8 protein-coding genes are annotated in these 11,945 nt (G+C 69.1%); 6 read left to right on the top strand and 2 right to left on the bottom strand.

Annotation, left to right across the window (positions count from 1 at the left end; translation table 11 throughout):
• On the bottom strand, nt 1-2,147 hold a 2,147-nt coding region (locus D7X32_RS39440), incomplete at its 3' end, for a GAF domain-containing sensor histidine kinase (RefSeq protein WP_120607677.1).
• A 110-nt stretch (nt 2,148-2,257) separates the two neighbouring features.
• Here D7X32_RS39440 and D7X32_RS39435 point away from each other — a divergent pair.
• From D7X32_RS39435 to D7X32_RS39410, 6 genes are all read left to right on the top strand, one after another.
• A complete protein-coding gene (locus D7X32_RS39435; protein ID WP_120607676.1) occupies nt 2,258-4,714 on the top strand; it encodes a transglycosylase SLT domain-containing protein in 2,457 nt (818 codons plus the stop codon).
• A gap of 78 nt (nt 4,715-4,792) precedes the next feature.
• On the top strand, nt 4,793-6,235 hold the full coding sequence (locus D7X32_RS39430) for a hypothetical protein (RefSeq protein ID WP_120607675.1): 1,443 nt from the start codon (nt 4,793-4,795) through the stop codon (nt 6,233-6,235).
• Between the two features lie 160 nt (nt 6,236-6,395).
• Nucleotides 6,396-7,544, top strand: coding sequence for an oxygen-binding di-iron domain-containing protein (locus tag D7X32_RS39425; RefSeq protein ID WP_120607674.1), 1,149 nt, complete (start codon nt 6,396-6,398; stop codon nt 7,542-7,544).
• 14 nt (nt 7,545-7,558) lie between these two features.
• Nucleotides 7,559-8,590: a serine/threonine-protein kinase gene (locus D7X32_RS39420; RefSeq protein ID WP_120607673.1), complete on the top strand. Its 1,032-nt coding sequence runs from the start codon at nt 7,559-7,561 to the stop codon at nt 8,588-8,590.
• A 24-nt stretch (nt 8,591-8,614) separates the two neighbouring features.
• On the top strand, nt 8,615-8,995 hold the full coding sequence (locus D7X32_RS39415) for a VOC family protein (RefSeq protein WP_120607672.1): 381 nt from the start codon (nt 8,615-8,617) through the stop codon (nt 8,993-8,995).
• Between the two features lie 104 nt (nt 8,996-9,099).
• Entirely contained in the window at nt 9,100-10,551 is a 1,452-nt protein-coding gene (locus D7X32_RS39410) for an NAD(P)/FAD-dependent oxidoreductase (protein WP_120607671.1), read from the top strand.
• A 32-nt stretch (nt 10,552-10,583) separates the two neighbouring features.
• Here the strand turns inward: D7X32_RS39410 and D7X32_RS39405 are convergent.
• On the bottom strand, nt 10,584-11,945 hold a 1,362-nt coding region (locus D7X32_RS39405; protein ID WP_147450446.1), incomplete at its 5' end, for a pyridoxal phosphate-dependent decarboxylase family protein.

The following is an 11,945-nucleotide window of genomic DNA, read 5'->3' as shown; positions in this document are numbered from 1 at the left end:
GGCTGGGAGGGACGCGTGGAGGCCGCGGGCATGCCCTCCGGCAGCGCGCCTTCCACCGGCTCGGACGGGAGCGCCGGCAGCCGGATGATGAACACGGTGCCTTCGCCCACCTTGCTCTGCACGCTGATGCTGCCGCCGTGGTTCTTCACGATGCGCTGGCAGATGGCGAGCCCCAGGCCCGTGCCCTTCTGCTTCGTCGTGAAGAAGGGCACGAAGATGTGCGGCTGCTGATCCGCCGGGATGCCCGGGCCGTTGTCGGAGACGCGCACGTCCACGAACTCGGCGCCCGCGCTGCGGATGTCGCCGAAGCGCTCCGGCTTCTCCGTGCGCACCGTGATGCAGCCCTTCTGCGGGCCCAGCGCCTGCACCGCGTTCTGCACCAGGTTGATGAGCACCTGCTTGAGCTGCTCCGCGTCACCCTCCGCGCGCGGCAGGCGCAGGTCCAGCTCCACCGCCAGCTCCGCCGTGGGCGGCATGTCGTTCTGGATGAGCCGCATCGTGCGCGTCACCACCTCGTTGAGGTCGGTGGGCCCGAAGTTCTGCTTCAGCGGCCTGGAGTAATCCAGGAACGCCGTCACCACGCCGTTGAGGCGGTTCACCTCCTCGACGATGACGTCCAGGAACTCGCCGTCCTCGCCCGGCAGTTTTCGAGGGTCCAGGCACTGCGCCGCGCCCTTGATGGCACCCAGCGGGTTGCGGATTTCGTGCGCCAGGCCCGCCGCCATCTCACCCAGCGCCGCCAGGCGGTCGCGCTCGCGGATCTTCTCGTACAGCTTGGAGTTCTCCAGCACCGTCGCCATCCGCTCGGAGACCTCCAGGATGAGCGCGATTTCGTCCGACGCGTACGCCTCTGGCACCCGTTCATCCCACAGGTTCAGGAAGCCGATGACGCGGTCGTTGGCCATCAGCGGCACGCAGATGCCGGCCTTCATCTGGAGCAGCGCCGCGCGCGTGTCGTTGAGCCGCTTCAGCTCGTCGCGGAAGCGCTTGCCCTCCACCGCCTGCACCCGCATCACGGAGATGCGCCGCTCGATGTTCTCCAGCAGCACCGCCTTCTGCCCGCTGGCCACCGCGAAGAGCACACCGCGCGCGGCGGCCGTGTCCAGGAGCGCCACCGGCAGCGGCCCGCGCGAATCCAGCAGCCGGTACCCGGGCCGGTCCTCCGCCATCAGGTACACCGACGCGTGCGTCACGCGCCCCGTCTCGTGCAGCGCGTCCAACACCACGCGCGCCAGCTCCGAAATCTCGATGACGGACGCCATGCGCACGCGCAGGGTGCTCAGCGTGCCCAAGAGCGCGAAGCGTTCGCGGAAGAAGATGCGCACCACCATCTCCTCCACCTTGGTGCGCAGCGGATCCAACAGGATGAGGATGACGAACGCGGCCACCACCGTGTTGAAGACGAACAGCGACGTGTTCTCGTCCACCCACGCCGTGAGCACCGTGAAGACCGACGCCAGGATGACCGCCAGCACCGTCTGCGAGGCGATCTTCCCCAAGAGCTCGTGCAGGTCCATCAGCCGCAGCCGCAAGAGCGTCTGCGCGAGGAAGAACAGGTAGAGCGTCGCGAAGACGGGCCCCAGCGTGGGGAACGGGATGTCGTTGCGCGACAGGAAGTCCAACCCGTTGAACAGCACCGCCGCGCCCGCGCCAATGGCCAGGTACGCCAGCCGGAACTGCTCGATGCGCGACTCCGTCGTGCGCACCCGGTGCACCAGCAAGGACACGGAAGTGAACAGCGTGCCCAGCACCCAGGCGCCCAACGCCACGCGCGCCCATGCTTTGTCCGCCAACGGTGTGACGGCGACGGTCAGGCCCAGCACGCCGGACAGGAGGGCGAGCCGCCGGCCGACCTGGTGGGCGCCCTTGCTGACCCCCAGGAACTCGAGGAAGAAGGCGACCGCCGCCCCGGGCACCAGGGAGACGACGAGCACCGTGGCCCCGAGCGCGATGCGGGACACCCAGGGGTAGTCCTGGGCGGGGAAGATGCTGTGGAAGAAGAGGCTGAGGTAGTACCCGGCGACCGTCAGGGTGAAGACGGAGTAGAGGGTGAGGACCCGGGGCCGTCCGGGGCGCAACAACATGGACACGCCCAGTGCCAGACCGATGATGGAAGCAAGCAGTGCGCTCTGGGTGCGGATATCCATGTGCAGGCGGACAGTCTAACCTCTGTCAGGGGCTGGAAATTTTCCATCCACCCCCAGTTGTCCTCGGGCGTGCCCGAGCGCATCTCCCAGGGTCCCCGAGGCCCCCGCGAATGAAAGTGTCCCTCCAGCATCTCGCCCTCCTTGCTTCCGCGGCGCTGTTGTCCGCGCAGGCTCCCGCCCCCGCTGACTCCAGCACCGCCCCCACGGCTCCCGCGGCCACGGCTCCGGCCACCCCGGCTCCAGCCGCTCCGGCCTCCTCCGAGGAGACGGATCAGGCCCCCACGACGCGCACGGACAGCGCTCCGTCGGAGGCGCAGCTGACGCCGCCGCCGGACGCGGACAAGGCGCCGTTGCCGGTGGGCTACGTCCAGGTGTTCAACCCGGCCTTCCCGGGGCTCGTGCCGCCCACGCCGGTGGTGCACCGCGGGCGCCGCTACGGGCTGGAGGACCTGACGCCGTACTTCGCGGACGGCAAGAAGAAGGACGCGAAGGACGCGTTCGACAAGGGCCAGTACACCAAGGCGCGCACGCTGCTGGAGGGCGAGGGTTCCAGCCCTCCGGTGCGCTACCTGCGCGCGCTGTCGGCGGTGCGGGCCGGGGACGACAAGGCGGCGGCGACGGAGATGGCGGCGCTCGCCAACGACTACCCGGCGCTGAAGGACCGCTGCCTCACGCACGCGGGCGTGGCGCTGGAGTCCCAGGGCCGGCTGGACGACGCAGCGGAGAGCTTCAAGCAGGTGCCGGAAGGCTCGCGCATGTACGTGGACGCGCGCCTGGGCCTGGCGCGCGTGCTGCGCAAGAAGAAGGACTACGACGGCGCCATGGAGGCGCTGACGCCGCTCACCCAGCGCATGATGACGGGCTGGGGCCGCAACGTGGGCGCGGAGGCGCTCATCGCCACGGCGGACCTGGCGGTGGAGAAGAAGGACAAGGCCGCGGAGAAGGCCGCGCTGTGGAAGCTGTGGGCCAGCCAGCCGCTGTCGCCCATCGTCAAGCAGGTGGAGAAGCGCCTCAAGGGGCAGACGCCGCCAGCGGACGCCAAGGTGGGCCGCGCGGAGGCGCTGATTGAAGCGCACCGCAACAAGCAGGGCATGGCCATCCTGGAGCCGATGCTCAAGACGCTGAAGCTGCCGGACGCGCTCGCGTGCCGCGCGCACTTCGCGTTCGGCAAGGGGCAGCGCAAGGAGCGCCAGCACACGGCCGCCATCCAGGTGCTCACGCCGGTGGTGGAGCAGTGCAAGGACCGCGACCTCCTGGCCCGCGCGCTGTACGTGCTGGGCTCGTCGCGCTCCATCGTGGATCAGCAGCGCGGCACGGACACCTACGAGCGGCTGGCCAAGGAGTTCCCGGACCACTCGTTCGCGGACGACGCGCTCTTCTACGCGGCGGACCTGTACGTGAAGACGAACCGCCCCAAGGACGCGATGGCGCGTCTGGACGAGGTGGCGCGGCTGTACCCCAAGGGCGACTTCCTGGGCGAGGCGCTCTTCAAGGCGTTCTGGGTGGCGCGCACGTCGAAGGTGGAGGACGGGGGCTTCTCCTTCCTGGACCGCATCGAGACGCAGTTCGCCAACGCGGACGAGTCCTACGACGTGGAGCGCGCGCGCTACTGGCGGGCCCGAACGCTGGAGGAGCGCGGCAACATCCAGGGCGCCGCGGAGCTGATGGAGACGCTCGCGGTGGAGCACCCGGCGACGTACTACGGCCTGATGGCGCGCTCGAAGCTGGGCGAGCTGGACCCCAAGCGGCTGGAGCGCGTGTCCGCGTCCATCTTCGATGTGCCGGAGGCGGCCAGCCCCTGGCCGATGTTCGCGGGCCCCATGGGGGACGACCCCCACTTCCGCGCGGGCGTGGAGCTGTTGCGGCTGGGCTTCGCGGACTCCGTGTCGTCGGAGCTGATGCTGGTGAACCGCACCAACCAGCCGCCGGAGTCCATGCGGCTGCTGGTGATGGTGCTGTCGCAGTCCGGCGACGCGCGGTCGGCGCACGCCATCGCGCGGCTCGCGCTGCGCAAGGACCTGAGCGGGCGCATCACCGCGCAGACGCGGCCGGTGTGGGAGGTGGCCTATCCCAACGCGTTCCGTGACCTGATTGAGAAGCACACCGTGCCCGCGGGCGTGGAGCCGGACCTGCTCCAGGCGCTGATGCGCGAGGAGAGCGCGTTGGACCCCAAGGCCCTGTCCTGGGCCGGCGCGATGGGCCTCACGCAGCTGATGCCGTCCACGGCGAAGGGCGTGGCGCGCGACCTCAAGGTGAAGCACTTCACCGTGGACTCGCTGCTCCAGCCGGAGCTGAACATCCGCTTCGGCGCGCACTACCTGGGCGGGCTCATCAAGCAGTTCAAGGGCCACACGCCCTACGCGGTGGGCAGCTACAACGCGGGCTCCGGCGCGGTGAACCGCTGGCGCGCGGCCAGCCCGGACCTGCCGCTGGACGCGTGGGTGGAGGAGATCCCCATCGCGGAGACGCGCGGCTACATCAAGCGCGTGCTGCGCTCCTACAACACCTACCAGCTCCTCTACGGCCGCGTGCCCAAGGTGCCGGTGATGCCTAGTGCATCGCGTTAGTGTGTAATTCTGGCTGAAGCCTGAATTCGAGTATTCTTTGTGGAGGGGGAGGGGCGGGCCGTGGTTTCGTCGGCCGCCATGCTCCCCCTCCGAACGAGAATCGCTCCCCTGGCAGTCGCGCTGTTCACGCTGGTGGCCTTGTGTCTTCCGGCCGAAGCCGAGGCGCAGGCCTGGTCGCTGACGAACGCGCAGCGGCAGGCGTTCCTGCGCTACTACGCGCCGGTCATCTTCAAGCGCGCGAACGGCAACGGCAACGAGCACGGCTACGACTGGCTGACGAACTTCGACTTCGACCAGGACGGGGACTTCTCCAACAACAAGCTGCACTGGAAGCAGATCAACCAGTACGTGGACGCGTCCCGCACGGGGCCTGGCGCCTTCGACACGTGGCGCATCCGGCCCACGCTGTACACGTCACTGATTGAATACATGGACGGGGGGAAGAACCTCGTCCTCGTGTATCACCTGTATCACGCGCTGGATAAGAACGCGGCGGGCAACTGGCAGCTCCACGACTGGGAGCGCGTCGAACTCCAGGTGAGGAACGTGGTGGGTAACCCGGGCAGCGGGGAGTCCGTGGCGTTCGCGGTGGTGACGCAGCACAAGCGCAACGTGGTGCGCCGGCAGGGCAGCACGGACCTGAACTTCATGCAGACGGGCACGGGCAGCCACCTGCTCATCTGGCAGGCGGAGTGGTCCGACAAGCTGCTGGCGCCGCACGGCCAGGAGCTGCGCTTCGTGACGGAGCCGTATTCGTTCTTCGCGGGCCGGATGGCGTCGGGCGGGAAGGCGGAGGCGGACGTGAACAACGACGACGGGCGCAAGAAGCTGCATTACGCGTTCGTGCCGGAGGACGACGCGGCGGCGGTGGCGGCGTTCAACGCGCAGCCGGTGCGGTACTCGACGGCGGACGCGCAGGCCAGCCGCTATGACAACGGGGACTCCGCCAACTGGCCCGCGGTGAAGCGCGTCACCTACGAGTTGCAGGACCTGGCGGACATCCTCCCGACGCACTGGGAGTTCGGTGGCTATGCGACGCACTGGCTGCCGGACTCGCCGCGGTTCTTCTACCTGGAGAGCCCTGTGGTGAACGAGGCGGGGCAGGCGGAGGTGAGCGCGGGGATGCAGCGCTTCTTCTCCAAGACGCGCGACGTGGAGGGCCAGGACGACCGCGAGGGTTACCCGTCGAAGGCGTGGTTCTTCGGCACGTTCGAGCTGAACGACAAGGCGTCGGACACGGGCGGCGGCGGTGGCTCGTTCGGTGACAAGGCCTGGGCGAGCACGGTGGTGGACTCGCGAGGCCAGACGCGCACGAGCGCCAGCGGCTACCCGGCGTCGGCGAATGCCTACTGGTGGCAGCACGACTACTTCGTGCACTCGGGCGTGACGGACGACACCGACGGGCAGGAGCAGGGCTTCTGGTTGCAGGGCGGCTGGTACCTGCCGGCGAACGGCGGGTTCGACGGACGCTGGGTGCAGCTCTTCGACGACCGCCCGGGCAAGGAGTCTGGCGAGCGCTGAGGCAGCTCCCGGCGGCGGCAGGGTGGCTACTGCGAGAAGCGGGGCTCATGTCCTGCTGTCGGCCGCTACCGGAAGAGGACCCGGGGTAGCGGTGGGCTGATAGGGTGGGGCGGCTGTTTCCCCCCCTTACTCCCTCGTTTGCGTGAAGGAACAACACGCCATGAGCCAGCCCAGCGCTCCCAGCCCTCAACAGATAGACCTCAATCGCACCGCCGTGGAAATCGCCCCCGAGACCTTCTGGGTCGGGAAGCGCGAGCCCGGCGGCATCTTCTTCGCCAACCCGTACCTGCGCCGCTTTCGCGGCACGGACGTCAGGACGAAGAAACCCTCGGAGTTCAACCTCCTCATCGACCCCGGGTCGAGCAGCGACTTCTCCACCATCCACACCAAGGTGGTGTCGCTGATTGGCGGAATGGACCGGCTGTCGGCGCTCTTCATCAACCACCAGGACCCGGACGTGGGCTCGTCCGCGAACATCATCTCCGCGCGCTACTCGCCGCGCGCGAGCATCCTGTGCTCCGAGGACACTTGGCGGCTCATCGTCCACTTCAACCTGCCGCGCAACCGCTTCATCCCGACGGAGAAGTTCTCGGCCGGGCTGAGCGTGCCCACGGGGCACAAGCTGCTGCCGGTGCCGTCGCCGTTCTGCCACTTCCGCGGCGCGGTGATGCTCTACGACCCTCAGACGCGGGTGCTCTTCACGGGCGACCTCTTCGGCGGCCTCACGGACAGCAAGGCCCAGGGCCTGTGGGCGGAGGAGTCCGACTGGACGGGCATCCGGGCGTTCCATCAGATCTACATGCCCGTCAACTCGGCGCTGGTGCGCGCGGTGGCGGCCATCCGGAAGCTCACGCCCGCGGTGGAGATGATCGCCCCGCAGCACGGCCGCGTCATCCGGGGCAAGCTGGTGCAGCAGTTCCTGGAGCGCATGGAGCGGCTGCAGGTGGGCCTGGACATCATCGACGAGGCGCAGGACCGCACGCACCTCCAGGCATGGAACTCCGTGGTGGACCGGGTGCTGGCGCTGGCGCGCGGCTACCTGGGCGATTCCGTAGAGGCCAAGCTCACCGCGAGCGATCAGCTGTCGGACACCGCGAAGTTCAATGGCAAGCGGCTGGAGGTGAGCCGCATGGGCAAGTGGACGCTGGAGCACGTGGTGGAGGTGCTCTGCCAGGGCGAGCCCACGGAGATCTCCGGCCCCATCATGGTGGAGGCCACCATCGCCGCCGCGGAATACAACCTGCCCACGCCCCACCTGGACATCGAAGGCGCGGGCGCGCCGGCCCCCGTCTCCCTGCTGGAGTCGTGAGAGGGGAGGGCAGGGTGCAACTCAAGGATGCTGACAGTGGAGGCCTGACCTACCTGGGCCCGGATGCGCTGAACGCGCGTCCGGGCAACGCCGTGGCCGAGGACGGGCTGGAGCCGACGCTGCCCCAGCTGCGGACGCCCGTGTCTCCGGGGGGCACTTTGATCCAGGGCGCGGTGACGCCGTTGCCCGCGCAGGCGAGCCGGGGGCTTGTTCCCGGGCAGGTGGTGGCGGGGCGCTACCGGGTGGAGAAGTGGCTGGGCGTGGGCGGCACGTCGGCGGTGTACCAGGCGCTGGATTTGAAGAATCACCAGCGCGTGGCGCTCAAGGTGCTGGCGGTGCCGTACGCGGATGAGGCGATGGTGACGCGCTTCCGCCAGGAGGTGGAGCACGCCCGGGCGCTGGAGCACGTGAACATCCTGCACGTCTTCGACGTGGGCTCGGATGGGGACAGGCACTACCTGACGGTGGAGCTTTTGGATGGCCGGGACCTGCGGCAGGTGATGCTGGAAGGGCGCCCCACGCTGGCCAATGCCTTGCGGTGGCTGACGCACGCCACGGTGGCGCTGGAGCACGCGCACGCGCACGGCGTGCTGCACCGGGACGTGAAGCCGGGGAACCTGTTCATCACGCGCACGGGCGTGCTGAAGCTGATGGACTTCGGGCTCGCGAAGAGCGCGCATGTCATGGGCAACACGGCCCAGGGCGCGACACTGGGGACGCCGGAGTACATGGCCCCGGAGCAGGTCACGGGCGCGGAGGTGTCACCGGCCACGGACCTGTATGCGCTGGGCGTGGTGGCATACGAGCTGCTCACCGGGCAGTTGCCGTTCCGTCACGCGCAACCCGTGCCGCTGATGCTGATGCACGTGCAGGAGACGCCCGTGCCGTTGAGGACGCTGCGTCCAGAGCTGCCGGAAGCTTTCGAGCAGGTCGTCCTCAAGCTGATGCGGAAGCGGCCGGAGGAGCGTTACGTCGGCGCAACGGTGCTGCGCGCTGAACTGGCGAAGCTGTGGCCCCTGGCACTCCAGCGGAGCCGCGCGTTATAGGGGCTCCTCCGCAAGGGGGCCCTCATGTCTGTCAAATTCAACCACACCATCATCCACGCCAAGGACCAGGCGGCGTCCGCGCAATTCCTCTCGGAGTTGCTCGGGCTGCCGGAGCCCACGCGCTTCGGGCATTTCCATGCGGTGAAGTTGTCGGATGGAGCGACGCTCGATTACATGACCACGAAGGACGCCATCGCTGGCCAGCACTACGCGTTCCTGGTGTCGGAAGAGGTGTTCGATTCGCTCATCGCGAAGATCCGCGACCGGAAGATCCCGCACTGGGCCGACCCGTTCGGCCAGCATGCGAATCAAATCAACACCCATGACGGAGGCCGCGGGGTCTATTTCCAGGACCCGAATGGCCATTACATGGAAGCCATTACCGTGCCCTACGGCGGTTGGTGACACTCGCGGGAAAGACCGCGAGCCCGGGTAACGCGGGAGACGTCGTGATACTTTCTCGGGGCGCGGCCCAGGCTGTCGCACACCTTGAGCAGGAGCACTTCGTCATGGCTGGCAGCTTCGACGTTCTCATCATTGGCAATGGGGTCCTGGGCCTTTCCACCGCCAATGCCCTGGTGGCCCGGGACCCGGAAATCCGGGTCGCGATCATCGGCCCCCTGGCCCGGACCTACGGCGCCTCGCCGGCGGCCGGCGCGATGATGGGATGTTTCGGTGAAATCACCCGGGCGTCCGTGGCTGGGAAATACGGCCCCATCAAGCTGGGACTGGGCCTCCAGGCCCGCAAGCTGTGGCCCGCGTGGCTCGACGCCCTCAACGCGCGGCTCCCGGAGGCGGACCGGCTGGCCATCACGCCCGGCACCTTCGTCGTGGCCAACAACCGCTCCGGGCTCATCGAGGATGAGAACTTCACGGTCATGCGCCGCACGCTCCAGCAGTACCAGGAGCGCTTCGAGGACGTGGACCCCCTCCACATCACCGGCATGAACCCCGCCGGGGACAGCCGCCCCACCGCCGCGCTCTTCATGCCGGATGAGGGCTCCCTGGACTCCAGCCGCCTTCTGGCGGGACTGGCCGGCGCCGCGGTGCGCTCGTCGCGCGTCTCCTTCCTGGAGGACACCGTCAGCGGGCTGGTCGTGGAGGGCGGCCGCGCCGTGGGCGTGCTGCTGTCGGATGGCCAGAAGCTGTCCGCGAAGCACGTGCTGCTCGCCTCGGGGGTGCAGAGCCAGAAGGTGCTGGACTCGCTGCCGGAGCTGGCCCGGCGCGTGCCCCGCCTGCTGCCCGGCATGGGCACTTCGCTGGTGTTGGAGACCACGGACTTTCCCCTCAACCCCAGCGTCATCCGCACGCCCAATCGCGCCTTCGCCTGCGGCCTGCACGTCGTGCCCCGGGGCGCGAACCGCGTCTACGTGGGCGCCACCAACAACACGATGCTCGCGCCGGCGGACCGGCCCACCGTGTCGGACGTGTTCTTCCTGATGGACTGCATGATGGAGCAGATCCACCAGGGCTATCAGAACGCGAAGCTCATCTCCACGGCGGTGGGCAACCGACCCATCGCCATCGACACGCTGCCGCTCATCGGCGGGACGTCGGTGGAGGGCTTGTGGATCGCCTCCGGCACCTACCGCGACGGGCTGTTCCTCTCTCCGCTCGTGGCTCAGCACATGGCCGGCCTCATCCTGGGACAGGGCGGCCTGATGGAGAACGTCTTCCCTCCCGAGCGCAAGCCCATCAACCGCTTCACGCGCGAGGAGGCCATGGAGGAGACGGCACGGCACTACGCCGCGGCCGGTTGGGAGCACGGCATCCGCATCCCCAAGGTCGGCTGGCACGAGACGTTCGCCCGCATGTTCAAGCGCACCATCACCACCGTCTACGAGGAGATTGGCACCGACTACGTGCTGCCGCCGGAGTTCGTCTACGTCGTCGACAACGACCGCGAGCGCATGGTGCCGTACTTCCGCGACTACTACCGGAGCGTGGACGCCGCCTGGTAGGGGCGCCCGGAGCCTTCCCCGGGTGCCCGGGGCTACCGCGCCTCCCGGGCGAGCTGGATGAGCGCGTCGGCCAGCGCGGCCATGTGTTCGGGCCGCGAGGCCGGGTTGATGAAGACGGCCCGCAGGTACAGGCGGCCACTGGCGTGCCGGTAGCAGCTCACCGCGAACTTCCGGCTCTGCATCAGCCGTGACAGCAGCGCGTCGTTGCGCGCGTTCTCGCTCGCGAGCCCCTCGGGCGTTCCGCCGTCGGCCTTCGGGAGGAGGCGGAAGGCGAGCATGTTCATGGCCGGCGCGTCGGGGAAGAGCTCGAAGCAACCGCTCTTCCTCAGGCGCCGCGTGAAGTCCCGGGCGAGCGCGAAGAGGTGGTCCACGAGCCGGCCGTAGCCATCACGGCCGAAGTGGCGCAACAGCAGCCAGGCACCCAGCGAGTTGAGCGCGCGCGAGCCGTCCAGCGTCACCTCGCCCAGGTCGGCCACCTCGCTCGCGACGAAGTAGTCCAGGCTCACCTTGCCCAGCAGCGTGAGCAGCCGCGCGTCGCGCACCAGCAGGCCGCCCAGTTGCGCGTTGAGGCCCAGCACCTTGTGGGGATCCAGCGTGACGGTGTCCGCCTCCTGGAGGCCGTCGAGCAGGCCCCGGTGGCGCTGGGAGAAGAGCATCAGGCTGCCGTGGGCCGCGTCCACGTGGACGAGCGCGCCGTACTGACGGGCCAGCCGCAGGCCCTCGCGCAAGGGGTCGACGGCGCCCACCCCCGAGCTTCCCGCGGTCAGCACCACCACGGCGGGAAGCTGGCCCTGGCGCCGCGCCTCCACCAGCGCGGCCTCCAGGGCGCTGGGACACAACCGGTCCTCGCGGTCGGTGGGAACGCGGTGCAGTCCCGCGTCGCCCAGCCCCAGCTGGCGGACGGCCGCGAAGATGCTGGGGTGCGAGGCCTCGGACGCGAAGACGCGCATCCCCCGGTGGCCCGTGCGGGACAGCGCCTCCACGAGTCCCAGCGCGTTGACGTCCGCCCCGGCGCGGCGCAGCGCTTCGTTGCGCAGGATGAGCAGGGCCTGGAAGTTGGATTGCGTCCCGCCGGAGGTGAAGCAGCCTCCGGCCTGGGGGACGTCCGGAAACGCGAGCGACGTGAGCCAGCCGAGGACCTGCCGCTCGACGAACGTGCCCGAGCGCGAGGACGAGAAGGTGATGGGGTCCTGCGCCAGGGCGCGGATGAGCAGGCCACTGAAGACGGAGAAGTCCGTGGGTGGCACGTCCAGCTGCGCGAACCACGTGGGCGAGCGCTTGTCACGTCCGTGGGGCATCACGTGTTCGGCGACGTCCGCGAGGATGGCCTCGATGGGTTGCCCCTCCTCCGGGAGCGGCGCCTCGAAGGCCCTGGCGATGACGCGGGCGGGGAC

It is taken from the genome of Corallococcus carmarthensis (assembly GCF_003611695.1).
GTDB lineage: Bacteria > Myxococcota > Myxococcia > Myxococcales > Myxococcaceae > Corallococcus > Corallococcus carmarthensis.
Note: the sequence above shows the minus strand (reverse complement) of the source record. Positions and strands in the feature narration are given on the sequence as shown.

Bases quoted from the DNA above. Each gene is read 5' to 3' on its own strand.
- D7X32_RS39425 (WP_120607674.1), top strand. From the start codon at position 6,396: ATGAGCCAGCCCAGCGCTCCCAGCCCTCAACAGATAGACCTCAATCGC.
- D7X32_RS39435 (WP_120607676.1), top strand. From the start codon at position 2,258: ATGAAAGTGTCCCTCCAGCATCTCGCCCTCCTTGCTTCCGCGGCGCTG.
- D7X32_RS39410 (WP_120607671.1), top strand. From the start codon at position 9,100: ATGGCTGGCAGCTTCGACGTTCTCATCATTGGCAATGGGGTCCTGGGC.
- D7X32_RS39415 (WP_120607672.1), top strand. From the start codon at position 8,615: ATGTCTGTCAAATTCAACCACACCATCATCCACGCCAAGGACCAGGCG.
- D7X32_RS39430 (WP_120607675.1), top strand. From the start codon at position 4,793: ATGCTCCCCCTCCGAACGAGAATCGCTCCCCTGGCAGTCGCGCTGTTC.